The 26,835-nt window shown below is 44.6% G+C and carries 32 protein-coding genes; 19 read left to right on the forward strand and 13 right to left on the reverse strand.

Annotation, left to right across the window (positions count from 1 at the left end; translation table 11 throughout):
* Positions 1-76: 76 nt before the first annotated feature.
* On the forward strand, positions 77-1,900 hold the full coding sequence (locus tag QXF64_04710; protein ID MEM1689780.1) for a GNAT family N-acetyltransferase: 1,824 nt from the start codon (positions 77-79) through the stop codon (positions 1,898-1,900).
* Here the strand turns inward: QXF64_04710 and QXF64_04715 are convergent.
* Genes QXF64_04715 through QXF64_04725 form a run of 3 tightly spaced genes read right to left on the reverse strand, consistent with a single transcriptional unit; the run spans position 1,884 to position 5,064 of the window.
* Entirely contained in the window at positions 1,884-2,954 is a 1,071-nt protein-coding gene (locus tag QXF64_04715) for a DNA topoisomerase IV subunit A (protein MEM1689781.1), read from the reverse strand. The two genes, QXF64_04710 and QXF64_04715, sit on opposite strands and share 17 nt — an antisense overlap.
* Positions 2,920-4,497 carry a DNA topoisomerase VI subunit B gene (top6B, locus tag QXF64_04720; protein MEM1689782.1) on the reverse strand — a complete coding sequence of 526 codons (1,578 nt, stop codon included), beginning with the start codon at positions 4,495-4,497 and terminating at the stop codon, positions 2,920-2,922. Before top6B ends, QXF64_04715 begins: the two co-directional genes overlap by 35 nt.
* Positions 4,498-4,500: 3 nt before the next feature.
* Positions 4,501-5,064, reverse strand: a complete 564-nt coding sequence (locus QXF64_04725; protein MEM1689783.1) for a KH domain-containing protein — start codon at positions 5,062-5,064, stop codon at positions 4,501-4,503.
* Positions 5,065-5,134: 70 nt separating this feature from the next.
* On the opposite strand from QXF64_04725, the gene QXF64_04730 reads away from it, so the two are divergent.
* From QXF64_04730 to QXF64_04770, 9 genes are all read left to right on the forward strand, one after another.
* Positions 5,135-5,362 (forward strand): hypothetical protein, encoded by a 228-nt coding sequence (locus QXF64_04730; protein ID MEM1689784.1) that lies wholly within the window; start codon positions 5,135-5,137, stop codon positions 5,360-5,362.
* Positions 5,340-5,894: a hypothetical protein gene (locus QXF64_04735; GenBank protein ID MEM1689785.1), complete on the forward strand. Its 555-nt coding sequence runs from the start codon at positions 5,340-5,342 to the stop codon at positions 5,892-5,894. Before QXF64_04730 ends, QXF64_04735 begins: the two co-directional genes overlap by 23 nt.
* Positions 5,872-6,030, forward strand: coding sequence for a hypothetical protein (locus tag QXF64_04740; GenBank protein MEM1689786.1), 159 nt, complete (start codon positions 5,872-5,874; stop codon positions 6,028-6,030). The genes QXF64_04735 and QXF64_04740 overlap by 23 nt, the downstream gene beginning before the upstream one ends.
* The gene (locus QXF64_04745; GenBank protein MEM1689787.1) at positions 6,027-8,114 is read left to right on the forward strand and encodes a type II/IV secretion system ATPase subunit; all 2,088 of its coding nucleotides are present in this window, start codon (positions 6,027-6,029) and stop codon (positions 8,112-8,114) included. The genes QXF64_04740 and QXF64_04745 overlap by 4 nt, the downstream gene beginning before the upstream one ends.
* Positions 8,075-9,514, forward strand: coding sequence for a hypothetical protein (locus QXF64_04750; protein MEM1689788.1), 1,440 nt, complete (start codon positions 8,075-8,077; stop codon positions 9,512-9,514). The genes QXF64_04745 and QXF64_04750 overlap by 40 nt, the downstream gene beginning before the upstream one ends.
* A gap of 22 nt (positions 9,515-9,536) precedes the next feature.
* The gene (gene cutA / locus QXF64_04755) at positions 9,537-9,857 is read left to right on the forward strand and encodes a divalent-cation tolerance protein CutA (GenBank protein ID MEM1689789.1); all 321 of its coding nucleotides are present in this window, start codon (positions 9,537-9,539) and stop codon (positions 9,855-9,857) included.
* Positions 9,835-10,068, forward strand: a complete 234-nt coding sequence (locus QXF64_04760; protein ID MEM1689790.1) for a hypothetical protein — start codon at positions 9,835-9,837, stop codon at positions 10,066-10,068. The genes cutA and QXF64_04760 overlap by 23 nt, the downstream gene beginning before the upstream one ends.
* A 65-nt stretch (positions 10,069-10,133) precedes the next feature.
* Positions 10,134-10,820 carry an acetate--CoA ligase family protein gene (locus tag QXF64_04765; protein MEM1689791.1) on the forward strand — a complete coding sequence of 229 codons (687 nt, stop codon included), beginning with the start codon at positions 10,134-10,136 and terminating at the stop codon, positions 10,818-10,820.
* Position 10,821: 1 nt separating this feature from the next.
* Entirely contained in the window at positions 10,822-11,994 is a 1,173-nt protein-coding gene (locus QXF64_04770; protein MEM1689792.1) for a hypothetical protein, read from the forward strand.
* Here the strand turns inward: QXF64_04770 and QXF64_04775 are convergent.
* Positions 11,980-13,266: a dihydroorotase family protein gene (locus QXF64_04775; protein MEM1689793.1), complete on the reverse strand. Its 1,287-nt coding sequence runs from the start codon at positions 13,264-13,266 to the stop codon at positions 11,980-11,982. The genes QXF64_04770 and QXF64_04775 overlap by 15 nt on opposite strands.
* 71 nt (positions 13,267-13,337) lie before the next feature.
* Between QXF64_04775 and QXF64_04780 the strand changes: the two genes are divergently transcribed.
* Genes QXF64_04780 through QXF64_04800 form a run of 5 tightly spaced genes read left to right on the forward strand, consistent with a single transcriptional unit; the run spans position 13,338 to position 18,289 of the window.
* Positions 13,338-14,639, forward strand: coding sequence for an amidohydrolase family protein (locus QXF64_04780; GenBank protein MEM1689794.1), 1,302 nt, complete (start codon positions 13,338-13,340; stop codon positions 14,637-14,639).
* Positions 14,640-14,652: 13 nt separating this feature from the next.
* Positions 14,653-15,726, forward strand: a complete 1,074-nt coding sequence (locus QXF64_04785; protein ID MEM1689795.1) for a 4Fe-4S binding protein — start codon at positions 14,653-14,655, stop codon at positions 15,724-15,726.
* A gap of 59 nt (positions 15,727-15,785) precedes the next feature.
* A complete protein-coding gene (locus QXF64_04790) occupies positions 15,786-17,546 on the forward strand; it encodes a hypothetical protein (GenBank protein MEM1689796.1) in 1,761 nt (586 codons plus the stop codon).
* Entirely contained in the window at positions 17,521-18,117 is a 597-nt protein-coding gene (locus QXF64_04795) for a DUF367 family protein (GenBank protein MEM1689797.1), read from the forward strand. Before QXF64_04790 ends, QXF64_04795 begins: the two co-directional genes overlap by 26 nt.
* A 10-nt stretch (positions 18,118-18,127) precedes the next feature.
* A complete protein-coding gene (locus QXF64_04800; GenBank protein MEM1689798.1) occupies positions 18,128-18,289 on the forward strand; it encodes a preprotein translocase subunit Sec61beta in 162 nt (53 codons plus the stop codon).
* Here the strand turns inward: QXF64_04800 and QXF64_04805 are convergent.
* Together QXF64_04805 and QXF64_04810 are read right to left on the reverse strand one after the other, a co-directional pair.
* Positions 18,286-19,143 carry a M48 family metalloprotease gene (locus QXF64_04805; protein ID MEM1689799.1) on the reverse strand — a complete coding sequence of 286 codons (858 nt, stop codon included), beginning with the start codon at positions 19,141-19,143 and terminating at the stop codon, positions 18,286-18,288. The two genes, QXF64_04800 and QXF64_04805, sit on opposite strands and share 4 nt — an antisense overlap.
* A gap of 110 nt (positions 19,144-19,253) precedes the next feature.
* A complete protein-coding gene (locus tag QXF64_04810) occupies positions 19,254-20,297 on the reverse strand; it encodes an NAD(P)-dependent glycerol-1-phosphate dehydrogenase (GenBank protein MEM1689800.1) in 1,044 nt (347 codons plus the stop codon).
* 98 nt (positions 20,298-20,395) lie between these two features.
* Here QXF64_04810 and QXF64_04815 point away from each other — a divergent pair, with 98 nt between their 5' ends.
* A complete protein-coding gene (locus QXF64_04815; protein MEM1689801.1) occupies positions 20,396-21,049 on the forward strand; it encodes a hypothetical protein in 654 nt (217 codons plus the stop codon).
* Between the two features lie 9 nt (positions 21,050-21,058).
* Positions 21,059-22,981: a beta-CASP ribonuclease aCPSF1 gene (locus tag QXF64_04820; GenBank protein ID MEM1689802.1), complete on the forward strand. Its 1,923-nt coding sequence runs from the start codon at positions 21,059-21,061 to the stop codon at positions 22,979-22,981.
* Here the strand turns inward: QXF64_04820 and QXF64_04825 are convergent.
* The 3 genes from QXF64_04825 to QXF64_04835 are packed head-to-tail and all read right to left on the reverse strand — an operon-like array spanning position 22,925 to position 24,411.
* Entirely contained in the window at positions 22,925-23,503 is a 579-nt protein-coding gene (locus tag QXF64_04825; GenBank protein MEM1689803.1) for a ZPR1 zinc finger domain-containing protein, read from the reverse strand. The genes QXF64_04820 and QXF64_04825 overlap by 57 nt on opposite strands.
* Positions 23,500-23,889 carry a cell division protein SepF gene (gene sepF, locus QXF64_04830; GenBank protein ID MEM1689804.1) on the reverse strand — a complete coding sequence of 130 codons (390 nt, stop codon included), beginning with the start codon at positions 23,887-23,889 and terminating at the stop codon, positions 23,500-23,502. The genes QXF64_04825 and sepF overlap by 4 nt, the downstream gene beginning before the upstream one ends.
* A 39-nt stretch (positions 23,890-23,928) precedes the next feature.
* Positions 23,929-24,411 carry a PUA domain-containing protein gene (locus QXF64_04835; GenBank protein ID MEM1689805.1) on the reverse strand — a complete coding sequence of 161 codons (483 nt, stop codon included), beginning with the start codon at positions 24,409-24,411 and terminating at the stop codon, positions 23,929-23,931.
* A 99-nt stretch (positions 24,412-24,510) separates the two neighbouring features.
* On the opposite strand from QXF64_04835, the gene QXF64_04840 reads away from it, so the two are divergent.
* Positions 24,511-24,735 carry an LSM domain-containing protein gene (locus QXF64_04840; protein ID MEM1689806.1) on the forward strand — a complete coding sequence of 75 codons (225 nt, stop codon included), beginning with the start codon at positions 24,511-24,513 and terminating at the stop codon, positions 24,733-24,735.
* A gap of 6 nt (positions 24,736-24,741) precedes the next feature.
* Positions 24,742-24,933: a 50S ribosomal protein L37e gene (locus QXF64_04845; GenBank protein ID MEM1689807.1), complete on the forward strand. Its 192-nt coding sequence runs from the start codon at positions 24,742-24,744 to the stop codon at positions 24,931-24,933.
* Here QXF64_04845 and QXF64_04850 read toward each other — a convergent pair whose 3' ends face one another.
* From QXF64_04850 to QXF64_04865, 4 genes are read right to left on the reverse strand one after another with little or no spacing between them, the layout of a single operon-like run.
* On the reverse strand, positions 24,934-25,605 hold the full coding sequence (locus QXF64_04850; GenBank protein MEM1689808.1) for a hypothetical protein: 672 nt from the start codon (positions 25,603-25,605) through the stop codon (positions 24,934-24,936).
* On the reverse strand, positions 25,574-26,065 hold the full coding sequence (locus tag QXF64_04855; GenBank protein ID MEM1689809.1) for a hypothetical protein: 492 nt from the start codon (positions 26,063-26,065) through the stop codon (positions 25,574-25,576). The genes QXF64_04850 and QXF64_04855 overlap by 32 nt, the downstream gene beginning before the upstream one ends.
* A complete protein-coding gene (locus QXF64_04860; protein ID MEM1689810.1) occupies positions 26,053-26,484 on the reverse strand; it encodes a hypothetical protein in 432 nt (143 codons plus the stop codon). Before QXF64_04860 ends, QXF64_04855 begins: the two co-directional genes overlap by 13 nt.
* Positions 26,475-26,834, reverse strand: a complete 360-nt coding sequence (locus QXF64_04865; protein ID MEM1689811.1) for a hypothetical protein — start codon at positions 26,832-26,834, stop codon at positions 26,475-26,477. Before QXF64_04865 ends, QXF64_04860 begins: the two co-directional genes overlap by 10 nt.
* Position 26,835 lies beyond the last annotated feature (1 nt).

Genomic DNA, 26,835 nt, shown 5'->3' on the forward strand with positions numbered 1-26,835 from the left:
ATCATGATGGATGACCCCATGAAAACGGGACCCGTTAAAGATATACGAAAGTAGAAAAAGGAAACTTGAAGAAGCCCTGAGTCTCATAAAGACCGGAGACCACATTTTCGTTGGCTCTGCCTGCGGAGAACCCCAATATCTTGTGAGAGGACTGGTAGAAAAAGCAAGCCATCTTTCAGACAACGAGATTCTGCATTTATACACGCTAGGTGTGGCTCCGTATGCAGAGTCAAAATATTCCGACAGATTTAGATTAAACACATTCTTTGTTGGCGCGACGACTAGGGAAGCCGTGGCAGATGGTAGGGCTGACTACACTCCGGTGTTTCTTTCCGAACTTCCAAAAATGATTTCTAAGGGAATGGTCCCCATTGATGTTGCCCTTATTCAAGTCACCCCACCTGATGACCACGGTTTCTGCAGTCTCGGCGTCTCGGTGGAAATCACAAAAACTGCGGCTAAAATTGCTAAACTTGTCATAGCACAGGTTAACAGATATATGCCTAGAACGATGGGTGACAGCTTTTTACATGTCAGCGAAATCGATGTTTTCGTTAAGCATGACGAGCCAATTCTTGAAGTCCCACCCCCCGAGCGCGATATTGTTTCAGACAGGATCGCCAGGTATGTTGCAGAGCTCGTGGAGGATGGATCCACGCTGCAGATAGGCATCGGAACAATACCTGACGCTGTTCTGGGGGCGCTTACGGATAAAAAGGACTTGGGAGTCCACACCGAACTTCTAACGGAGGGGATAGTTGACTTAGTTGAAGAAGGTGTGATAACATGCGCTAAGAAAACTCTTCATAGAGGAAAAATTGTCGCATCCTTCGCAATGGGTACACGCAGACTCTACGATTTCATTGACAATAATCCAATGATCGAATTCTACGAGGCTGATTACGTAAATGATCCGTTCATTATAAGTCAAAATGAGAAAATGGTGGCAATAAATCAGGCGCTTGAGATAGACTTGACAGGACAAGTTTGCGCCGACTCAATAGGATACCGATTTTACAGCGGGTTGGGGGGCCAAGCGGATTTCGTCAGAGGCGCGATACGTTCAAAAGGAGGCAAGGCGATAACCGTTATCCCTTCTACAGCGAAAGAAGGAGAGATTTCCAGAATAAAATCCGTGCTCAGCGAAGGAGCCGGAGTGGTTTTAACGAGGGGGGATGTTGACTACGTCGTGACGGAGTATGGTGTGGCTTGGCTGCGAGGGAAAAACATAAGAGAAAGAGCGCTCTCACTCATATCCATCGCTCATCCCCGATTCAGAAACGAACTATTGGGCTGGGCTAAAGAAAAACGACTAGTTCCCCCAGATGTTTTGCCCTTCCCAGAAATTGAGTACCCAGAAGAGTTGAAAAAATGGGTAACCCTTAAGGAAGGAACCCGAATTCTGTCAAGGCCCATCAAACCCTCGGACGCTACTCTTAAGCAGCATCTCTTTTATGCTCTCTCGAAAGAAAGCGTGACCAAAAGATTTTTGGGTTCCCTTAGAACGATGCCACTGAAGAGAATATGGCCATTTGTGTTAATCGATTACAACAATGAAATGAGTATAGTAGCCGTCAAAGAAAATGAAACAGAAGACTTGATTGGGATAGGAAGCTATGTGAAGATCCCTCACACAGACTCAGCCGAGGTTTCTTTCTTGGTCAGAGACGATTGGCAGGGGCGTGGTGTGGGCAGTGCGCTTCTTCAACATCTGATCGATATCGCAAGAGCTAAGGGAATATCAACGTTTACAGCTTGGGTTTCTACAGACAATTATAGAATGATGCACATCTTTCGGAAATGTGGATATCCCATGAAATATCGAATAGAGGGAAACCTCTACTATGTGGTCATCGACTTGACACAAAAGCTTGAAGAAAATACTAACCGAACTCTTTGAGTTTTGCTGGAAGATACTCGTTTACAACATATGCCAATCCGTACTTCGCAAACGCCTGCTGCTCAGCCTTTTTCCCAAGTTCAAGCATCTTCTTTATTTCCCTTTGCCAGAATTCGGAATTGTATCTCGGGTCTTTCTGTAGCTGCTTCAACCGAGCAATATCTATCTCTCTCAACTTGTCGGTCGGGAGATCATACTCAACTATGTCTGTAGCGGTCACACCTATGAATTTCGCATCGGGGACTGCGAGCTCATGGTTGATGTATGCGAGCTTCGCGCTTCCAGAAATCACAACCATTGCTATATGAAAGCCAAATGGATCACCATCCGTGAACAAAAGCACAGGCAAGTCTAGTTCCTCGTTCACCCGCTTCAGAAATCTTCTTGTCGCTCTGGCAGCCTGTCCCTTAAGCCCCACGATTAAAGCATCAAACTTTTTCCAAGCTTCCTCCTGCAAGAGTCTGTGATACATACCCATTGTTTCTACCGCTATTACTCTCTTTGCTTTACACTTGACAAACTCCACGTCGTCTATCGTTGGCGGTATGGTATATCCACCCCTTCCAGCTTTCGTCGCGTCTATTACAACGTCCTCTTCTTTCAGAACTATTTCTCCGAAAACAGCCGCTCCATCTTCCTCGGGCATAAGGCCTAAATCTTCCCTTTTAATCCCAAAAGTAGCCTCTAAGTCTTCAACCATCAAATCGGATTCCGATTGATCCGAGAAGGGACCCGTCTCCCATCCTTCGGCGGTGTAGTACATTTCCCTTAGAGTTGCAAACTTTCCGCTTTCTATAAGCTCCGCGGCAAAATCTGCAACACACATAAGTTGAGCAAATTTCTTAACCTGCTTTATGTTAGCAGCGGATCTCACACTTACTTTGTTCCCAAGAACATAGTATCTGCTTTTCTCGTCGTAAACTATGTTTGATGTGCTCCTAGAGGGTATTTTCAAACGTGGTGGCACACCTTCTTCGAGCATTTTGAGAACAAGCTCGCCCAAATCAGATAACTTCTCTCTAGCTTCCTTTTTCCTCTTCCCCAGTTTTGACATTTTTACCCCCCAGTATTTTTGTTAAAACCTTACTTATATCTGGCAGACTTTTGCCGGCTAGTCTGGCGGCTTTTTTAGCGATCACCGGTAGATACTTCTCGAAAATCATTGCCTTTTCCCTTCTTTCTTTCAATCTTATCTTTCTGTTCAGGAAAGCCCTCAGTTCTCTTGCTGCATCCATTATGGCGCTCCTGATTTCTGCAACTATTTCGGGCTCATCGGCAATTGACTGTTTGCCCGCTGAAGTATACGGAACATAAACTGAAGAGATATTTACAAAAAGCGTAATCGGCGCGTTGGCCGGATCCACGCCATATCTTCTCCAATCTATCGAATTCACTGCTGTCATGATCGCACAGCCTCCTTGGTCGAATATCAGTGGGGCCCTGTTTGCGAATCTGATTACTTCTATACCGGTTTCTCCCTCACCCTCCTCCGTCCGCTTACCAGCGCTTCCACCGTAAGCTATCCCAACCTCGACTTGGAAAGGTATTCCTCCACGATAGACTTTCGGTGGTCTTTGAACCACATGAACAAATTCTGGATTATAGATCTGCTTGAGACCGCTTTCTATATTCTGTGCACCAATCGGTCTCAGACCTTGCGATGAAGGCGCCTGTATCTTCACCTCTTTGAAAGCCTTTACGATTCTCTCGGCTTCTTCCCATGTTAGTTCTTTTGGATTTTTGTTCTCGGGCACTCCTGCCATTCTGCAGACTTCTCTGGCTTTTTCTCTGCTGACCTTCTCAAGTTCGCTCGACAGGAAAGAACCGATGCTTTTTGCGGATGTGCGCTTGGCCAGAGAAAGGAGATCATCTGGGAGAAGACCTAAGGGATGCGGTAGAACCGGTTCGGGCGGCTTCGGAACTTCTTCGACAGCATTTTCAAAAACCGTGAGATTCCCGTCCGGCTCCACGAGCGTTATGTGCACGTGAGGGTTGGCGACAGCCGTCATTCGTAGGTAATTGAACGGACCATATCTTGATCGAATATAAACAATGTCCTTGAGCTCGAGCTCTACCCTAGTCCCGCGCCACTTTCCCTTAAGTTTCCTGAGTTTCACTATTTTTCCTTCATTTCTTTCAACGTCGATCATAACGTGTGCTTCAACGATTTCCCCCTTGCCGGTCGAGGTGATTACTTTTACAGGCTTTCCCGTAGTCATCTGCGAGAACATGACGGCGCCTGAGATTCCGATGCCCTGCTGCCCTCTCTGTTGCATAAACCTGTGAAGTTTCGTCCCCGCAAGCATCTTTCCAAAAACATGCGAAATAAAATTCTCTGGAATTCCGGTTGCATTGTCTTCAACGGTCACCCGCAAATGCTCCGGATCCTCGCTCGCTTTTTCTATTATGACTTTTATCTTTGGAAGAATACCTGCCTCCTCGGCGGCGTCGATGGAGTTTGTAACGGCTTCGTGAATGACCGTTGTCAGAGATCTTATTTTTCCTGTATATCCGAGCATTGCTGCGTTCTTCCTAAAGAACTCGCTAACCGTGTGCTCCTTGAACTCCCTGAATATTTCCTCCGCGACTCTTACCAAACCCTACTCCCTCCCAACTCCCATTCTTGGAAATATCACATTCTTCTTTTTTGCTTTCTCTCTTTCTAAAAATCTATAAACTGATGAATGTTCGGAGCCGGAGAGCAACATCTGTATGGCCGTCCTAGCTGTTCTTATCTGCTCGGGATCGCCGATTATAGAAACTGTTTTTCCGAAAACTGAAACATATGCTCCAGTCATTTGTTCTATGGTCCTCCTCATTTTTCCGCTTTCTCCGATCACCCTGCCGCGCATTCTCTGCATAGCCTTTTCCGAATCCCCAACAAAATCTTTTATCTCTATGATGTCTAAATATTGATCCTCTTCAAAAAGTCTGAAAGCTCTCTCCGGACTGAAACCTCTCCCTATAGCCTTGACTACTTCAAGAGCTTGTAACCCTCCTAAAGGATTTTCCGCGACCTCGATCGTTACCTCGCCGGTTTCGCTATCTATCAGCAATCTCGTGCCTGTTCGACTTTCTATTTCTCTCTTTATACGTCCATCTTGGCCTATCAGAACCCCGATTCTTTCTTTGGGTATGCGGACAAACAATTCCGTCTTCTCCATCAAAACCCAATCCCAAACCACGGATATATGCTTTCGGTTTTTAATCCTCTTCTTCTCAAAAAAATCACCGATGTTAGTGCCTATTTTAGTTGCTCTTGCAGCCGTTTGGTATCTGATGATTTGGATTTTGATAAAAAAGCTGATCCCGAAAATCGACAGACCAAATCTCAAACAAGTAGTAAAAATGGTAGAACGCGACCTGTTGAGAGAAATAGAAAGAAGAACTAGGAGAAAGAAAAAATACACCAAAGAATGGGCAGAAGCGAAAAGGAGGCTTGAAGAGATTGGGGATTTATGATGAATTTTTGAGAAGGATAGATAAGATCTTGGAAGTCGAAGAGGAAAAAATCGAGAAAGTCTTGGATCTTTGGATAAATTTGAAGGAATTTCTTTTGATAATCAGGTCGAGCTGTTCTGAACCAAAGTTGAAGAAAGTCATTGAAGAAGTCTTTACCTCTGGAAGTCGCTTTGAAATATCTGCCGCGGCTTGCTCTGAGCCATTGAAGGATGAATGGCAAAGCATTGCCAAAATAGATTTGAGGAGATTACGTGAAAACCTTTTAGCCCTCCGAAAAATCTTTGAAAAGAAAAGAGAAAAGCTGGAGGAAGTTCTGCTTGAAGCTTTCGCCAAAGCCAAACTTGGAATTTCTCCGACCGTAGTGATTGACGACCTTATAGAGAGCGGACTCCTATCGAAGAGCACGGCGTCCTATCTCAGACTTGAAAGCAGAGAGATCGAGAAGTGGAAAAACCCTGACGAAATCAGAAGAATCGCGGGACTACTTTTTCAAATCAGGAGGCTCCGCGATGCTGAAGAACGAAACTCATAAAATTATGCTTGAAATGATCCGAGAAGTTTCGAGACTTCGTTCAGATGTGGATTTAATCTCGCGAAGATTGGAGTCTCTGGAGAGCAGAATTAAGGAAATTGAAAACATGATTCAGCTTTTAGGAGATAATCTATGAAACATGAGATCATCAAATACGGCAACATCAGGGTTCTGCGGATGTTATGTCTCGACTGCGGAATGGAAGGATTCTCGACAAGATGTATGCAGCACGTTCTAAATGCGCTGGCAGATTATCCGAATGTCGATGAAATAAAGCTCGAGGGGGTCTACTGCAGAGAATATTGCGGAGATTCTTTAGAAGCCCTCAAGGAGCTCTCCAAGGTTCTCCACAAGGGCAAGATTTTTCTCCGAAGCTCTCTAACAGTGGAGACTTGCAGAAAATGTGAAAGTGAAAGAAAGAGAAAGCTAGAAAGAATTCTGGAAAAACTTCCTGAAAAACCTAGTAGTGCTCTCATCGGTCTGAAAACTCTGCTTTCAGAAAATAGAAAAGGAAGCAGCCTGAAACCGTGTGGAGAGTGTAAAGATTTCTTTGTAGAGAATCTAAGGGCTCTCATATCCATTTTCGAAAACTGCAAAGTTGTAAAAATGGGAACAGCTATCCTAGAACCCCGGCTGAGACCGCCGTTCTCTTCGATGAGAGTGGAGACAAAAGTTTCTCCAGAATTTCATCTCGTTCAGACATATGAAGTTGAAGATTGCGAGATAAAAATTTTCTGGAACCAAAACAAACTTCAGTATCTGTACTTTGTACTTCCTACGGAATACAGATTTGACGCGACAGAAATTGAAGTTTTGTCATTAGCTAGGAAAAAACTAGCAGAATCTTTTCCATGTTCCCCTTTCGATGTCACACAAATGAGAGAAACCGTCAAACGAAAAACGGAAGAAATTTTGGCAGAAATCGGCAACTGTCGTGACCATGAAAAAATCGCAGCTTGTCTGACGAGAATGACAGCAGGCTTTGGGATGCTTGATATACTTCTCGCCGACCCCCATGTGCAAGATATCTATGTCGATTCGCCAACTAATGAAAATCCAGTTTATCTAATTCACTCCGATTTTGGCGAGTGTGTGACCAACATGTATCTAACACATTCTGGGATGGGATGGTTGATTTCAAAGTTCAGACTTCTTAGCGGAAGACCATTTTCGGAAGCTTTTCCGGTTCTAGATCTCGATCTGAGTGGGAGCAGGTGTACAGTCGTTGGTCCGCCGCTCAGCCCAAGTGGAGTGTCCTTTGCCATAAGAAGGCACAGACCAGAACCATGGACACTTCCACAATTCGTGGCAAAGGGTTTTTTGAGCGAGGAAGCAGCCGGTTTGCTCAGTCTTTTGGTCGATGCTCAGACAGCAATGTTAATAACAGGCCATCGTGGAGCAGGCAAAACATCTCTTTTGTCCTCCCTCATGCTTGAGGTGCCTCCCAACGTTAGGATGATAACTATCGAAGATACAAGGGAACTTCCAGTAGAAAAGCTGCGAAGGTTTGGATTTAAAATACTCTCTCTTGTGATTCAGCCAGTAGTTGGGGGAACTGAAACCGAGCTGCGGGCAGAAGATGCTTTGAAAGCTGCCTTGAGGCTCGGAGAATCCGTGCTCATCATTGGAGAAGTCAGAGGCTCCGAAGCAAAAGTCCTTTACGAAGCAATGAGGGTAGGGACAGCTGGAAATGCGGTGATGGGGACAATACACGGCTCCTCCGCCAAAGATGTGTTTGACAGAGTGGTTTTCGATTTGGAGATTCCAGAAAGTTCCTTCAAAGTCACCGACGTGATCGTCGTGGTTTCGGCTGTAAGAGAGGGCGGAAGGATGACGAGAAGCAGAAAATTGACAGAAATCGTGGAGGTTGAAAAAGAGGAGAGCCGGGAGACGTGCTTTAGAAGGCTTCTATCATATCTTCCCGAGAAGGGAAAATTTCAGATCGAGCTGCACAAGTCAGAACTTCTCAAGAAAATTGCTCTTAGATGGGGAATCAGCAGAAATCGTTTGTTCGAAATGCTTAATTACAAAACGGCAATGCAACGCGAGCTTGTTAGCCTAGCGTCTCGGGAACCACAAATTTTGGAGGCTGAATTTGTCGTGCGTGCGAATCTCAAATGGAGAGAGATACTTGAAATCGAAAAGAGTAGACCATGTAAAATCTTCAAAAGGTGGAAAGATTGGCTGGAGAAAGAAGTAAAACGCCGCCCGATGAAGTAAACATTCTAGAGTTTTGTGGAGATCTCGTCTTTGCGCTCGAACATGACCCCAACATAGAACATGCGATTGCTTTCGCGTCCAAACATCTTGACAGTGATAGTCGCCTTTGGATCGAAAAACATTTAGCTGAGGACGTTTTCACGGAGAGAAGCCTAAGTTTGAATTTTATTGGCAAACTGAGAAGGAAAGAACTAGTAAGTGTTTTTCAGTTGCTTGAAAGAGCGGCGAATAAACGAGGTCTGGATGAGAGAAAGATTCTCCTTGACAGGGCGCTAGAAAACCTGCTTTCTTCTATCAGAAAGGAAATAAACTCGTTTTACGAAAAAGTTAAGCTACCAAATCTGATAATCTTTGGAATCGGTATTTTGGTTCCGCTAGCACTTGTGCTTCTATTTCCAACTTTTTCCTTTTTAGGTGGTCGATTTACTCTTCTTCAAGCGGGGGTCGTCTACTGCGTAGTACTTCCGGCCTTCGTGTTTTTTATTACAAACAAAATTGATCAAGAAAGACCACGTTGTATAGCTCCACCACCAGTTCCACTAAAATTTAACCCAGCTTATGTTTCTATCCCGATCTTTTCATGTATCTTGGTGGTCATTCCGATTTTCCAATTGGGAGATTCGGCTTGGCTCCCTGCGATATGGATTTTAGTGTTTTCCACCTCGCTCTTACTCCTAATCGTTGGAATTGGACCTTTCAAGTTGCGCATAAAAGTTGAGCAGGTAGAAGAGGAATTCCCGGATTTTTTACTCGAGATGGGAATGTCGATTGAAGAGGGAAAACCGCTCGAAAAAGCAATAGCGGATTATGAGAAGAAAAATAAAACTCCTTTAACCTCCGTTTTGAGAAAAATCGAGCGGAATATTCAATTCGAAGGCACAGGTATCATAGACACAGTAATGTCAGAAGATTTTAAAAGAGAAATACCATCACGAACCGTACACAGCGGTATGATTTTACTCGTCTCCGCGGCTGAAAAGGGAAGGCGCTCGGCTGCCGGCACAATTATCAGGATTTCTAACCATCTCAGAAAAATTCTCGAACTTAAAAAAGAAATAAAAGATAAAATGTCCGATATCCTTACAACAGCGCGTGCTCTTGCTATCTTCTTCGCCCCGATTTTGACAGCATTCACGGCTAGAACATACGAGGTCATCACGTCCAAACAGAATGGTTTCTTTCAAGCCTCATTCTCGAAAATTTCACTTGCAACCGTTCTTTGCGTTTATACATTGATTCTTTCTGTTTTGCTTGTCGACTATAGTGTGAGATTGGAGTATGGAAAAGATGCCCCTTTAAGATGTGTGAACATCGCGATAGCCATGCTGACGGCGTTGATTGTATTTACGGCAGGATGGATAGCTGGTGGTCTCTTCTTTGGTTTCCTTCTCGGTTATTAAACACCAGAGAGAGATGTTACTGATGAGCAGATACACATTTGTATACATAACTGCGCCGAATGTCAAAGAAGCCGAAAAAATCGGAAAGATCCTAGTTGAAGAAAAACTCGCTGCCTGCGTAAACATCTTTCCGATCAGGTCGATTTATAGGTGGAAAGGAAAAATCGAGAAAGCCAGAGAAGTCGTATTGATAGCTAAAACCAAGAAAACCTTGTTTAGCAAATTGACAAAACGAGTTGCCGAAATTCATCCATATGAAATACCGTGTATAGTAGGATTTGATATAAAGCAAGGAAACGAGGAATTTCTGGAGTGGATAGATGGAGAAACAGAAGATAAGTGAAAACACGCCTCTAACAGAGGTTTTAAAAATTCCTGGTGCCACGGAAGTCCTGCTCAGAAATAACTTTCCGTGCATCATGTGCCCGCTCGCCTTTTTTGAAATTGGCACAATGAAACTGGGGGATGTTATCAAGGCGTATAACCTGGATGCAGAAAAAATAATAAAAGAGCTGAATCAGCTCATCGAGCAGGAGGAAAAGAAACAGGAGTAATGTGGAGATTTCGCCGTTTCCGAAACCTTATATTTCCCATATAATACTCTATTTTTGGTGGGGCACTGAAAAGGAAACTTTTAAACCAGCCAAAAGCTGCCTCAACAAAACGTCTAACAGAACAGGAATCTTTAAAAATAATTGAAGAGGCAGGCATTCCATTTGCTCGCACAATTGTCTGTCGAAGTTTGGAAGAGGTTTTGCAGGCGGCTAGAACCATCAGATATCCTGTAGTTCTCAAGTTGATGTCCTCCGACCTGAAGGAGCGGGGACTCTCCGGTGTAAGGTTAGGGATAAGTTCGGAGACAGAGTTGAGAAGAGCATTCAACGAGCTGGAAAAAATCGTCTCCGCGGCAGGATGGAAACTCGAAGGGTGGGTGGTCCAAGAATATATAGCCGGTGGGGAAGAGGTTAGAATCAAAGCATTTCGAGATGATGAACTTGGTCCCTCTATAGTTTTCGAACCGATTAGTTTCTGGATGAAGATTTTCGGAGATCGAAGCTTTAGATTGGCCCCACTGGACAGGGATGAGGCCAAAGAGATGATAAAGGAAACGTATGGATATTATATGCTTGTTGGAGAAGACGGTTCACTGCCCGTGGATTTCGACGCACTGATAGAGACAATGTGCAAAATGAGCGATCTTATCTGCAAACTCGGGCGCGTCGTGGAAATACATCTCCATCCATTAAAGGTTCTTGAAAGAGGTGTGAAGGCAGTAGACGTTAAAGTTGTTTTAGAGGTGAAATAATATGTCTCTTGATGTCCTCCTGCGACCAGAAAAGATCGCAATCGTTGGAGATGCGAGGGAGAAGACAACATATAAAATGTTTATCAAAATCGTAGAGCGAACAACGGGCTTTCCGAAGGTTAAAATTGTAGACCTCGGAGGCGAGATTAATGGCGCCGAGAAGTCTGTAAGATATCTGTGGCGCGATATTGATATCTGCGTCGTCGTTCTCGGAGGTAAAAGTCTAGGAAAACACTTGCAAGAGATTTTTAAGAGATGCAAACTTGTAGTTCTCCTCAGCGATATTTCAGAGCAAATTCTAGAAAATAGAGAGAAAATTTTGGGACCTAGATCCGCCGGCATTATAAATAACGATGTTGGCCTTCGAACATCAATCTCGGAAATCCCTCCAGCTGGTTCTGTCTCGCTAATATCACAGAAACAAGCCGTTACCGTAAGGATACTAAGAAAAATGAGTGCATATTCGGTGGGTGTGAGTAAGGTCATTTGCACTGGTGAAGGTCAAGGAATTCCGGAGATAGACATCCTAAAAGTTTTGGCATCAGATAAGTCAACCTCTACAATTTGCTTGAACATCTATCGAACGAAGAATTTACGAAATCTGCTGGATGAAATCGGCCATGTCTCCAGATCAAAGCCTGTTGTCTTTCACTTTTTGGGTAAGGATGACTGGATGGTCGCCTCGGCTGTCAGACAAAGGGGAGGCATATACGTTCGAAATGTCAGAGAACTCGTATGTGGTGCAAAGATTTTGTCTGAAACTCCACCACTACTTGGGGACAGGATATTCTTATTGGCTCGAGCTGTAGACCTTTGCTTGGATGCAGCGAAGCATCTTTCGGAATTCACAATTTGCGATGTCCCAGAAAAAATTTTGGTGAAAGCTGGACTTGAGAGGGGAAACACTGGGTGTTGCTTCAAGAACATCGATTTGCTTGTAAGATATATACCCGAGCTTGAAAAAGTTTCTGATGGCATCTTCTTAGTTCTTGAAGAAGATGAGGAAATTGAAAAATTGGAAGGAATACGAGTTAACAAAACGTTTGTAGTCATTTATCCAAGACGCATAAGCTCAGCCAGATTTCCGATTTTCGAAGATGTCGAGGATGCGGCTTTGGCAATGAAGATCTCGGCAGAAAGAGGCAAGTTCTTAAGAAAATCAAAAATTTGTTAGGAACTGTCCCCGGCCAGGTTTGCCACAAACTTCTCCATTCTCATAAATTATTTCGCCACGGGAGATGGTTATATCTGAAAAACCGGAAAGCTCCATTTCCTCATAAGGCGTCCAGCCTGCTGGTTCAATCAACTTCTTAGCGGAGATTTTTTTGTGCGAGGGGTTTAAAATCACAAGATCTGCATCTGAACCTTCTCGCAACACACCCTTCCTCGGATAAAGTCTGAAGATTTGAGCAGGCCTAGTTGAAAGAACCTTTACCATTGTCTCTATTGTTATCCTCCCATTCCTCACGCCGAGTTCAAACATTACGGGTAACAGAGCTTCTATTCCCGGCAAACCTTCAGGAGCGCGTGCCGGCTCAAGGTTTTTTACTTCTTCCATTTTAATGAAAAAATGACCGCTTGCCACTGCATCTATCGCTCCGATATCTATGGCTTTCCACAGATTCTCTACATCCTCCTTAGACCGCAGTGGTGGACACATTTTTAAAAGCGGATTTTTCTCCGAATCTTCTTTTGAGAAAACGAGATAGTGAACACAAGTTCCTCCCGAGACCGTTAAATGTTCCTTTTCTGCTTTCGAAAGAAAAAGGCATGCTTTTTGTGTTGTTATACGTCCGAAGTGAACTGTTGCTCCTGTTTTTCTGACTTTCTCGAGAAGTTCCTCTACCGCTTTTTCTTCGGCTAAAGGTGGTCTGACCTCTTCGTCAGACTTTTCCTTTATAACTTCTTCGCTTTCAGCATGTGCACACAAGATTAAGTCCAGAGTTTTGGCGATTTTCATCACTTCGAGAATTTCTTCATTCGTGAGCTTTTCTGGTTCACATGTTCTAATTTTGAAGATTTTAGTTCCAGCGACAGATATCTCAGCCATTTTGGAAATGGACGCCCCGGTAATCGGTCCAGCTTGAAAACAAAAATCTACAAGGCTGAACTTTTTCATGAACTTAAGAGCCTTCTTTATTTCGAATACATTCGTGAGTTGAAGTGGTTCCGGAGAAATAAGGACTGTAGTGACTCCGGCTGCTGCCGCGGCAGCCGTCTCCTCTTTAAAAATCTTCCACTTCTGCTTGGAGCGAGTCAAGATATGGGCTTCTGTGTCTATTATTCCCGGAATAACCAGTTTATTTTTCGCGTCAATTTCTCTTTCTCCTTTTTCTACCCCACTAACTGAAATTTTCTTTATTTTGCCATTTTCAATCGACATTTCTCCAGTCACTATGCCCTCTGGCAGAAGAAGCCTAGCGTTTCTGATTACCAGTTCTGACATTTCATTTTCTATGTGTTTTGAACGTCAAAAAATATATACTTCTATAATGTCTGCATTGTGATGGAAGCGTGATGGCAGATCTATTGATCGAGAATGGCCTAGTGTTGACGATGAACAAGGAGGGTACCATTATCAAAAACGGATTTGTGTTAATCGAGGATGGAAAGATATCTCAGATTGGAAAAGGTTCCATTAAGTTAAAAGCGGATGAAATCATCGATGCTCGAGGAAAGATAGTAATGCCTGGATTCGTTTGTGCTCACACACATTTCTCGAGAATTTTAGCTCAAGGAACATCCTTGGGGAACTCCAATATCTTCAGGATGAAAAACCTCTGGCACAAGATTGACGAAAGTCTTTCTAAAAACGAACTTTGGACCTGTGTGTCTGCATCCTGTCTGCAATACCTCCACAATGGTGTAACTTTCGTGGCTGGGGTTCTTCCAGGCAGCAATCCATCGGCCGGTATCCTCGGTAGGATCCTTTCCAAGATCCAAGAAATCGGGATAAGAGTTGGCTTAAGCGTGCTAGCCGATGAACAACATGGAAAGCTGAAGGGTGCCCATGGAATGCGAGAAAACGAAAAACTCATCAAAAAAATCAGGAAGAAAAGACGTCAGAATGTTGTAGGATTTGTGAGTGTGAAACTAGATCCTTCGACTTCAGAAGAACTTTTGAAGTATGGAAAGGAAATTTCGCAGAGATACAGAGTTCCATTCCTCCTTCATTCCGAAGACAGCAGGTTGCTACGCGAGGTGAGCTATCAGAAATATGGTGAAAATCCTCTGATTAAGCTCTTCGAGCTTGGAGTTCTCAGACAAGGCACCATTCTCGCTCATTGCATTCCTATAAACGGAGAGGAGTTGAAGTTGTTAAAAAACAACGAAACTAAGCTTGGGTATACCATTGCCGATGTTTCCGAAGCAATCCGTCTTGAGTGGATAGTCTCCGAGAACGTACCTGTGAGTTTGGGAGACGACGGATTGTTGCCAGATCTTCTAGGATTGCTGAAGACAGTCTATCTTATGACAAAGCTGTCTTCGCTTGGATTGACTTTGAAAACTTCCCAGCTTCTTGAAATGGCAACAAAAAACGGAGCCGAAATGTATGGCGTAAATACGGGAATTCTGGAGAAAGGAAAGGCTGCAGACATCGTGATTTTGGATCATTCACACATGCCTGCGCCTCTTAGACCAGCTTGGATTACGGATCAAATAGTAGGGAACTTCGATGGAAGATTCGTGGATACTGTCATAGTGGACGGTAGAATTGTGAAAAGAGATGGAAAGGTTCTCTCCATCGATGAAGAAAAAACCATTGAAGAATACCAGAAGATTGCAGAAGAAGTTTGGGATAGAGTAGGGGGAGGTTGAGTCTCTGACTGTCTTGCAAGTAGAATTGTGTGGGTTAAAGCTTGTTAATCCAATAATTGCAGGAGCTGGTCCGTTTGGTAAAAATGCGGAAATGATGAGCAGAGCAGCTGAAGGAGGAGCAGCTGCGGTGGTCACGCAGACAATCAAAGTGGAATCGTGCAAAATGCCGCGTCCCTATCTAGCTAAAACTAGAGATAACCTTTTGAGCGCAGATGGATGGTCTGAGATCCGAGCCGAGATCTGGATAAAAGAAGAATTGAAAAAAGCAAAAAAGATCGGTCTTCCGCTAATTGCCAGTGTAGGTGGTGAGCCAGAAGAAATAGAAAAACTTGCTGGAGAAATCGCTGGAGCAGGAGCCGACGCCATAGAAATCTCGGCCAGACATTCTGGAAAAAATCCATCAAAGGTGGCCGAAGCTGTGAAAGCTGCAAAAAGTTCTGCCAATATCCCCGTTTTCGTTAAAGTAGGGATGTACGATAAAGGTCCGCTGGAAATGGCAATCAGTTCAAAAAAGGCTGGAGCAGACGGAATAGTTTGCATGGATGCGCTCTGGCCAGCCTTGGAGGCTGATATCGAAGTTGCCATGCCAGCTATCGGAACTGCAGAAGGAGCGGGTCTTCTATCGGGTCCGGCAATTAAACCATTGGCGCTTTATTGGACAGCGAAAATCGCCAAGAATGTTTCGATTCCAATAATAGGCTGCGGAGGAATTTCGTCCGGGAGAGATGCAATAGAATTTATCCAGGCTGGAGCTTCTGCGGTGCAAATATGCACGGCGGCAATCTTTCGAGGACCGAAAGTTTTCGGAATAATCGCGGACGAGATATTGAAGTTTCTCAGGACAAAAAACTATTCTTTAGAAGAGGTTAGAGGAAAACTTCTCGGTCGCTTACCGGACTGGCCTCATTTGGAAACTAAACCACCAGAAATCATAGCCACAAGATGTAATTCTTGTGGGATATGCGTGCAGCAGTGCCCGTCTTCCGCGATGTGGACCTCAGCCCGAGGAATTAGAATAGATTTGTCAAGATGTGACGGATGTGGTTTATGCGTTTCTGTTTGTCCTTCTAGAGCTCTCAGGTGGTAAATTTCCACATTACAAGAGGAAAATTTTAGAACTTTTGCAGGCTAATCTATTGGATTAGAATGAACGAAGAAGAGATAACAATATGGCAACTGCGGCACAATGGTGTCCTGATTCCGGAGTATAAGCCAGTCGGACTTTCCATCAAGTTTAGAGGAAAGGAGATAAAACTTACCCCGGAACAGGAAGAAATGGCAGTAGCTTGGGCTAAAAAAATGGATAGTGAGCAGGTCAAAGATCCGGTTTTCGTCAAAAACTTTTTTAAAGACTTCTGCAAAGCGCTCGGAATTGAAAATGGAAAACCGGAGGATTTTGATTTTTCTGAAGTCAAACAATGGGTAGAGGAAGAAAAAGCTAAGAAAGAATCGATGACAAAAGATGAAAAAAAGAAGCTTTCCGAAGAGAGGAAAAGAATCAGAGAAGAAAACAAGAAAAAATATGGCATTGCGATAATAAACGGTAAAGAAGTTGAAATCGCGAATTACACGGTAGAACCTCCATGCATATTCGTGGGTCGTGGAAAACATCCCCTCCGTGGCAGATGGAAACCTAGGATATACCACTCCGACATCATACTCAATCTTTCTGAAGATGCTCCTACGCCCCAAACGCCGACTGGAGAGTCGTGGGGAGGGAGGGTTTTCGATCCAAAAGCTTTGTGGATCGCCAAATGGAGGGACAAACTCACTGGAAAGATGAAATATGTTTGGATAGCTGAAAACGCGGAGCTGAGACAAATGAGAGAAAAGGAGAAATATGATGTCGCTAGAAAGCTCGATCAATACATCGAAAAAATTAGGGAACACATATGGAAAAATCTGACATCTGAAGATGAACTCAGAAGGAAAATCGCCACGGTGGCGTACCTGATAGATGTCCTGAAGCTAAGAGTCGGAGACGAAAAAGACAAGGATGAAGCGGACACTGTTGGCGCAACTACCCTCAGAGGTTCCCACGTTAAAATAAACTCGGATAATACAGTAACATTCGACTTTCTTGGAAAAGATTCTGTCAGGTGGGTCAAGAGAGTTAAACTCCCAAAAGAGGTAATCCAAAACCTAAAATCTTTCATTCGGGGCCCAAGAGATCAAATTTTTGATGGGGTCAAATCGGAACTCGTGAATGAGTTTCTCGGAGAGGTTATGCCAGGGTTGACAGCCAAGGTTTTCAGGACATACCACGCGACAAAGATTGTCGAAGAATATCTCAACAAGAACCATGTGGATAAAGATGCTCCGGAAATCGAGAAAAAATATGTCGGTTGCATGGCCAACTTGCAGGCCGCGATAGAATGCAATCACAAGAGAAAACTTCCCAAGAATTGGATAGAGTCCATCAGAAAAAAGGAGGAAAGAGTGAGAAAACTAAAGGAAGACATCAAAATCGCTAAGAAAAAGATGAATGAGAAGTTGGAGAAACTCGAAGAAAAGTTGAAACAGGAGAAGAAAAAGAGAACTGAAAAAATCGAAGAGCTGAGTAAGAAACCTTCCAAAAGCAAGAAGATCAGGGAAAGAATAAACAAAGAAAAACTGATGCTGAGGAAAGCTATAGAAAAATACCGAGAGAAGAAGAAAAGAATTCTCGAAATGTATGAGCATAAAATAAAAAATTTGGAGCTCAAGATAAAGGAGGCTGAAATAAAATTGCAGCTGGCGAAAAAGACGAAGGATTATAACTTGATCACCTCTCTCAAAAGCTACATCGATCCTAGAGTTTATGCGTACTGGGCGAAAAAGCTTGGATATGACTGGAAGAAACTATATCCGAAAAGCCTCCATAAAAAGTTCTCATGGGTGGATGAAAACGAGAGTATTAAAACATGACACGTTGGATGAAATTAGACTGATAGTCCTTCATCTTGAAGAATGTGATCCTAAACGATGTTCCGCTAGGAAGTTAAAGCAGGCAGGTTTTGCTGAAATCGTGAAACGTGCGGGCGAACTTCCCCCTGGGATTCTTTTGGATCCAACCTCAGAGAGAGCTCTCTCAAGAGAAGATCTGCCAACGGCCGAAAGATTCGGAATAATCGCCATTGACTGCTCTTGGAAAAAGTTAAAGGGGTTTTCGAGACTGTGGAAAGGAAGACATCCCCGATCGTTGCCCTATTTGGTAGCGGCAAACCCCATCAACTACGGTAGACCGACAATTCTCAGCACTGCTGAAGCTTTCGCGGCAGCACTTTACATACTCGGCAAACCAGAACTATCGGAAAAAATAATGAGAATCTTCAAATGGGGGCCTGTCTTCATCGAACTTAATAAAGAGCGGCTAGAAGCCTACATGCGGGCGGGTACGAGCGAGGAAATAGTCAAAATCCAGGAGCATTTTATGGAGATGGAAAGATCCCGTTTGTTAAACAAAAGCTTATTAAAAGACATGAACCAGTCACCATAATGGAGAGAATATGAGAGAAAGGGAAAGAATGCCTGCAAGCAGGGCCGGGTTGATAAGATATTTTGAGGAGGAAGGTTTCGGAATAAAGATTGACCCGAAGAAAATGATTTATTTCACGATTGGTTTCATAATCTTCATGATTGGACTTCACATCTTCGGACCGGCGATTTAATAATTCCCAATTTTTGCCATCCACTCTAATCTTTTTATACGCTCCTCTGTTGGCGGATGGGTTGAGAAGAGAGAGGCCAATGAAACACCACGGAATGGATTCACAATGAAGAGATGGGTGGTCGATGGATTTCCATGATCTAACGGACGCCTAATAACGCTTTCTTGAATCTTTCTCAGGGCTCTCGCTAAAGCTAGCGGTTTTTTAGAAATCGAGGCACCGGCGGCATCTGCCTCATATTCTCTACCCCGAGAGATAGCAAGCCTGACGAGCATAGCAGCGAAAGGAATGATGGGGAGAAGCAGTAGAAACAACGGAGATCCCTTCTGTTCCCGTCGCCCACCAGCCAAGAAGGCGAAATAAAACACGTATGTTATTGCCGCTCCGATTATAGCCGCAATCGTGTTGATCAACATGTCCCGGTTTTTCACATGGGCGACTTCATGGGCAAGGACTCCTTCAAGTTCTTCTTCTGACAGAAGGTCGAGGGCTCCTCTTGTAACCGCGACAACGGAGTGAGAGGGTGATCTTCCGGTTGCAAAAGCGTTCGGAACATCTGACGGAACAATGGCGATCTTTGGTTTCGGAATTCCAGCATTCTTAGCCAAACGTTCTACTATCTTATGGAGCACCGGGTGTTCCTCCTCACTAACCACCTTGGCGCGGTACATAGAAAGCACCCACTTATCTGCATAGAAATACATGAACAAGTTTAGCGCTATCGCTAGCATGAAGGCGAAGGTAAGAGTGCTGCTAATCGACAAGCCTGTCAAGTAACCCACTATCCAGCCGATTGCAAGCAGAAGCCCCGTCAGAATACTCATCAGCAGGGCTGTCCGTACTGTTCCGCTCATCAATATCTGGTATTGGCGGCGAGGCAGTATAAAAAGAATTCTCTCAGTGCTCTTTTTTGTACTTTCTTTTAAAGGGGTTCCCTATTGTGAAAATTCGAGCCGAAACCGGACTAAATGACGCCGGTGATTTTTGCCAGCCGCTCCGCTTCTTTTCTGCCAAGTCCGCCGCCGAGCACGGTGTATCTCTCAGGACGAATTTTGTGGGCAATTGTCAAAGCTTTGACAATGTATTTCGGAGGTATACCTAATTCTTTGGCCGTGGTCGGAGCTCCGATTGTTTTTAGAGCATTTCTTATGATCTCCCAATCTCCACCTTGAAGATATGACATCATTATCGCACCAACGCCGCATTGCTCGCCATGGAGAGCTGGTTTAGGAGCAACCATGTCGAGAGCGTGACTAAAAAGATGTTCCGAACCGCTGGCCGGCCTGCTGCTTCCGGCAATTGCCATGGCAACTCCACTTGATATCAAAGATTTAACGACTTTTCTCACGCTTTCTTCTGTGTATCGCTTAATCACCTTCGCGTTTGCGATTATTAGCTCCGCGCTGACAATGGAAAGGGTTGCTGCATATTCACTGTAAGGCTCACCTTTGAAGTCTCGAGCGAGTTGCCAATCCCTGACAGCTGTTATGTTGGCAACTAAATCCCCACAACCGGAGGCAAGCAATCTGTAAGGGGCTTTTTTGATGATTGCTGTGTCTGCGATTATCGCGATTGGTGCGTGCGCCTGAATTGAAACCGGTGATCCGTTATCTCTTACGGATGCCCGCGAGGAAGCAATTCCGTCATGCGAAGCTGCCGTTGGAACTGAAATGAATGGTTTTCCCTCATAGAATGAGGCCAACTTTGCTACGTCGATGGATTTTCCACCCCCTACTCCCACGAAGAAAGAAACGCCCTTTGAAGACTTTCTAACTTTCTCCACAACCTCCGAGTTTGCATCTGATATCAGGGAAACCGATGGTTTTATACCGGCTTCGCGCAGTTTTCTTTCCACCGTCCGACCGGCGATATCATACGTTGTTTTGTCAGCCACTATCAGAGCCTCACCATGCAGGTCGAGAGCTTGACAAACCTCGGGGATCTTTTCAAGAACAGCACGACCAACCCAAATTTCCCTAGCTAGTTGTATGCGTTTAGGTTCTTTCATCTCTTTCCACTTACGCCTTCACATAAAAATAGACCGCGGTAATCGTCCTCCGAGCAGGTTTATCATAAAGACTTTTAAGGTTGGAAAATTCAGAGTAAATGGTCGATTCTGTGATGTCTGAAGAGAAGTTGAAATATCTAAAGGGAACCACAACAGTCGGTGTCGTGTGTCGCGATGGGGTGGTTCTGGCAACCGACAGTAGGGCTACTGCGGGATATCTGATAGCCAGCAAAATTGCAAAAAAAATATACAAAGTTACTGACCACATCGCATTTACGACCGCCGGGGGGGTGGCGGATACGCAAAAACTGGTAGAATGGCTGAGAGCGGAAGCAGGTTATCATCAAACAAGTTTGGGAAAACCTATGAGTGTGTCTGCCTGCGCTAGGCTTTTAGCGAATATAATGAACATATACTCGGTATACTATCCCTTCATCGCAAACATCTTGGTTGGCGGGGTTGATCGCTCCGGTCCTCAGTTATATTTTGTGGACATCGATGGAGGCATGACAAAAGAAACAATGGCCGCAACAGGATCTGGATCTCCAGTCGCTTACGGAATTCTTGAAAATGAAATCGAAGAAGACATGCGGGTTAAGGAGGTCCTACCGATTGCCGTTAAAGCCGTCAGAACGGCAATGAAGAGAGATGTCGGAAGCGGTAATACGGTAGCCGCCGGCACGGTGACTTGGGAGGAAGGATACCGGGAGCTTTCACCTGAAGAAATTGCGGCCTTACTAACAAAACATTAGCTGTTAAAGATGAAACCGAAAAATTCTGTAGAAAAATCCGAGGTGCTTGAGGAGATAAAGAAGATTGTTCGAGAAGAGAGCCCATTCGGGTCCTCCGTGCTGGATGTGGACTTCGAGGGTCCCAGAGTCGTCCTCTACTGTAAGGACCTGACACCTATTGCCCAGAGCGGGGAAGCTATCAAAGAACTGGCGAAACGCCTGCGCAAGCGAATAATTTTAAGACCCCACCCGAGTCTTCTGGTCCCGAAAGAAGAAGCCGAGAAAATAATCCGTGAAATCGTTCCGCCCGAAGCCGGAGTAGAAGGCGTAGTTTTCAGCGAAGACGTTGGGGAAGTCGTGATAGAAGCCAAAAAGCCCGGATTGGCTGTTGGAAAAGATGGAGCAGTTTTGAGAGAAATAATGCACAGAATAGGATGGACGCCGAGGATTGTCCGAGCACTGCCGGTCGAATCCGATCTTGTCAAGAGCATAAGACTTCTGATGATCCAAACTGGAGCAAGCAGAAGGGAAATTCTCCGCCACATCGGAAGAAGGATATACAGAGGTAGAAAGGCAACAGAACAATGGATAAGAGTAACTTCATTGGGTGGAGCAAGAGAGGTTGGAAGGTCTTGTTTACTGCTGCAAACTGCGGAGAGTAGCATAATGATTGACTGCGGAATAAACGTCGCATCTGAAGAGAAAGCATATCCCTACGTCAACGCACCAGAACTGGATCTCGACAACTTGGACGCCGTAGTCATCAGTCACGCACACTTGGATCACTGCGGATATCTGCCAATTCTCTTCAAAATGGGTTATGATGGCCCGGTTTACTGCACGGCGCCAACGAGGGACCTCGCTGTTCTTCTCATGCTGGATTTCCTAGAAATTGCGGGAAGAGAAGGTAAAGAGATGCCATACGACAAGCGAGATATATCTAAATTCCTTTCCCATACGATCACGCTTGAATACGGCGACGTGACTGATGTTTCTCCTGACGTCAGGGTTACATTACACAACGCTGGACATATCTTGGGCTCTGCTGTTGTACACTTCCACATAGGAGATGGACTTTACAACGTGGTCTACACTGGGGACATAAAATTTGATAAAACGAGGCTCTTCTCTCCCGCCGCATATGGTTTTCCGCGAGCCGAAACCGTGATAATCGAAAGCACCTATGGGGGTCCGCAAGACATCATGCCTACTAGAGAGGAATCCGAGCAAGAGTTCATTAAAACCGTACTTGAAACAATCGAGCGTGGAGGCAAAGTTCTGGTTCCGGCATTCTCCGTTGGAAGATCGCAGGAAATCATGGTCTTGCTCGACGAGTATGTCAGACGCGGAGTGATACATGACATTCCGATTTATTTGGATGGAATGATATGGGAGGCCACCACAATACACACCGCCTACCCCGAATATCTGTCGAAGGAGTTGCGCGACCTTATTTTCAAAGAAGAAGAGAATCCTCTGATATCAGAGATTTTCACTAAAGTCAAAGATGCCGATGCTAGGCAGGAAGTGATAGAAGGACCGCCCTGTGTGATAATATCGACCTCTGGTATGATGACTGGTGGCCCGGTTATGGATTATTTCAAGAAGTTGGCTCCGGATCCAAGAAACACGCTCGTTTTTGTCGGGTATCAGGCAGAGGGATCGCTCGGAAGACGCATTCAAAAGGGCTGGAAAGAAATACCGATAATTGAGGAAGGAAAGATAAAGGAAATCAAGGTTGAAATGGAAGTGAAGACTATTGAAGGATTTAGCGGACACTCCGACAGAGACCAGCTTCTTAACTATCTGAAGAGGATAACACCTAAACCGACTAGGGTCATCTGTGTTCATGGAGAAGAGAGCAAGTGCCTAGCCTTCGCCAGCACCGTTCATAAGCTATTCCGTGTGGAAACGAGAGTTCCCATGAACTTGGAAACCATTAGGTTTTACTGACTTCAAGGGAATCCTTTTAGCGCGGGGATGGATTATTGCGCTCAGGCCACGTTCATCCGATATCACTATAACGGCTGTTCTTTTCCCCTCTTTGATTTCTTCTATCATGCGTAACTTTTCCTCACCCTCTCTTTTTTCATCTTCACCTGCGCTTTTCGTTGCCATGAGTATTGCATCAGAAATTCTATTCAAAACTCCCTCTATGTTGGACACGAAACCCTGACTGGCCGGGCCGGGATAAACGGTGACTCCTAAGGTTGGGATCGTGATCACACCAGTGCTCGAGCGCACGACTCTAACGGACATATCATCGCTCGATGTTATCTCGAATTCGTAGCGAGCCGGTTCTTTCTCCTCCGTGTGCATTATATCCGCATGCTTGAAGCCGCATGCAGAACAATAAACAAGACTTTCAATCGTTTCTCCGAAGTATGGAATGTCATGAATTTTTCCGAGAAAGGTGCAGGTGCCACTACTACCACAAAATGGACATCTTTCTATCGGAGCCCTGAATTCTCTCATTGGGTGCCAGCCTGAACTTCCTTTCTGGAAAGAATTTTCACAAATCTTGGAGTCATTATTATCTTTGTGTCTGTTATCTTTCCTATATCTCCGCCGATCTTCCTGGCTGATTCTTTTAATTCCTCTATAGCCTGCTTGAGTTCCTCAGGATTTCTCTGCATAACGTCACTGATGTCGATTATCAATATGTTTCCTTCTGAAACCTCTTCGGAGATTTTGACGACGTCTGCTATACCACTTAAATCCATGCTCTTGACATACACCGCCTCAAGCTCCGGACCCGAAGATAAAGAAGATGTCTCAACTTCAGCTATGGGTACCTCACTCATTAATGAGGGGGTTTCTTCCTTTTTCTTCTTTCTGAGCAGTTTATCCAACAGTGCCAATGTTCCACCTTCTTATCCTTATCTGTGTCTTTTAAGTATTTAATGGATGTAGCTTTTAATCGTTTCCCAAAACTCGTCTCCAACGTGGTGAAGATTCTCCACGATTTTTCCGCTCCTTCCGACGGCCTCTGAGGAGGGAACAAGGGCCTTTCCGACTGCAAGGGCCTTTTGATGTTTTTCCTCGACAACTATCACTAGATCTCCAGGAGAGAAATCCGTGACCGATTTCACACCTTTTCCCATCACGTCGGCTCCTCTGCAGATTGGGGCAACGGCGCCCATATCCACAACAACGCGGGCTTTTATCAAATTTTCAGCGATTGGCAAAGGAGGTATGAATTCATTTCCGATCAAAATGAGAAGCGGCTCTCCGGATGAGAATATGAGCTTACCCTTCGAAAATTCCCATACTTCAACATCGTGCTTGGATATCCTGCAGGCGATGTCGGGAAGAGTGGCACTAACTAGTTGTGAAAGCTCGCGAATTTTGTCCTTTCTCAGATGGTATCTTTTGATCTCCATCTTTTCGTGAAATCTGGATGACGATGCTTAAAAATCTCTTTTTCCGAATAAAAATCAGAAAAACGCTTAAATAAATAGCGCACGAGAAGAGATGACAACATGCCTGAAAAACCGTTCGATGCTCTCGGCAGGGCGCTGGGATCAATTGTGCTTGTGGGAGTCAAGGGTGGAAAAGAGTTTAGAGGGAAACTCGCGGGATTCGACGTTCACGTCAACATCGTATTGGACGAAGCTGAGGAACTTCTGAATGGTGAGGTTAAAAGAAGGTACGGGAAGCTCATCATAAGAGGGGATAATGTCGTTTATGTCTCGCCTGGGGTGTGATGCTCAATGGTAAAAGGAACTCCATCAATGGGTAAGAGACACAAAGTCACACACTTAAGATGTCGGAGGTGTGGTAGAAGGGCGTACCATGCACAGAAGAAGGTTTGCGCAGCCTGTGGTTTTGGGAGATCTAGAAGAATTCTGAGCTATAACTGGAAAAACAAAAAAGTTATGGGAAAGAGAGAAAGACTTCGCTAGTTATTTCACGATAACCTCTCCGCCGTAGAGGTCTACAACGATTATTTCGTCTTCAAAAATTCTGAAAAGGATATATTCGCAGGCATAGTTTTCGTTTAGGCTTTTCTCCAGATCTTCGGAGTTTTCCGTGTTTTCAAGCATTTCTTCCGCCAGCCTTGCAAGATGCTCAAGTCTTAGATATCGCGGAGATGCTCCGGCTTCTACCCTGAGACCGATGACCTCTGCTCCAGAAACGTGAACAAGTCTAGAAGGTATGAAAACAGAAATCCGAAGACTTCCGTCCGGCAACCACATAAGATTCAAAGAATTTTCGGCGATAGGGTAAACTACGATTTGTCTGAAACCCGAGTATTCCCAGCCGGATTGAATGCGTGAGTTGATATGGGAGATTATTTTCTCCTTAATTTCCGATGAGACTTCACCCTGTCTGCCGCTTTCATACATTGCGGTGACGATTGCCATTCGTAGGGCTTCAGAAAGCTCGAGTTCAATTGAAGAGGCGGTTGCTCGAACCGTCGACATGGCTGATGAAAGCTGAAAAGTGCGCGTCTTCTCACTATAAGCCTGCCTGAATGTCTCCGCTGCGATGGCCGAGGATAGAATGACGAGAACTGTGAAAACCGCCAGCACGGCGATTCCTCTACTTTCTTCGGATAATCGAAATTTCCACATCAAAACGCTCGACATACAGCTCATCCGAGTTCTCAGAGGTCGAGATTATGGTATAACAACCGGAAAAAGAAAATCTATCACCCATCAGTTCCAGATTTTCAGGAATTTTGAGAACAATCCAATCAGAATTTTCTGCACGGATTTTAAACTCAAGCGTAAGATTTTCCGCCATTGTCTTTTTGAGGATGTTTGAAATTTCCACAAGAACTTTTTCGCATGTCTTATTTTCCAACAGACTTTCCGCCAGCACCCGAAGATAGGATTTACCGGAATTTTCAAGCATTGCATTTGCAAGCATGTGATATGCGCACTGCGCCCTAAGTTGAAGCTGCCGTCTGACTGCTGAGTCCAAGGCATCGGATTGAACTGTGTACAGGAGAACTCCTGAGAAAACTGTCAGAATTACCATGAAGGATATCGATAAAACGTCACTGATCCCAAGCTCATCTATTTCCGCCAAGTTCGCACCTCCAGAGATCCCGCTTCCAATCTGAAATTGTCAAAAACGGCAATGGGGAGCGAGGTCACGGAGATCTGCTTGTCGTTTGGTTTCTGAGGTCCGGCCTCTATCTCGATTTTCTGTCCAGATCGCCAGTATGCTAGTTTGATGTTGAACTGGAAGTTTTCACTTCCCAAAGAAACCTCCCAACTGAGCTCTCGTATTTTAGCCGGATCGATCACATAACATCGCTTTCTCATGCCTTGGATGTAGGCTAGATTATCGGTTGCGAGACCGTTGGCAATTGCTGACGACGCATCTATTAAAACCGATGTTTCTAGAACTGTTTTATGATAACGATACGCTGAGATGAGAAGAAAGAGAAAAATAATAACCAGAAAGAATGACAAGACGATTTTGAAGATTCTAACTATGTCCATATAAAAAACCTGCCGTCAGAAATCGACACCCGGACAAGATGTTTTCCTGCGGGCAGAGGAGAGATATTTTCGGCAAAACGAAACGGTAAACCTTCGTCCGGGTATCTAATTTCCCCAACCCTTATCTGGTTGTCTTGGAAATATACGATGCATCCGGAGGGAATCTCAAGTTCTACGATTCTTTCACCTCCTGCTGATGCAACCTCTTGGCAGACGTTCGCTAGTCTCTCTAGAGCGTTCATCAATCTCTGCCTATCGGTGAGACTGCTTAACTTCAGATAACCAAAAGCAGCAATTGAAACCGCTAAAACCGAGAGAACCGCCAGCCCCAAGAGAGTCGTACCTTCCATA

It is taken from the genome of Candidatus Hadarchaeales archaeon, from assembly GCA_038823825.1.
Classification (GTDB): Archaea; Hadarchaeota; Hadarchaeia; order Hadarchaeales; family Hadarchaeaceae; genus JAVZGN01.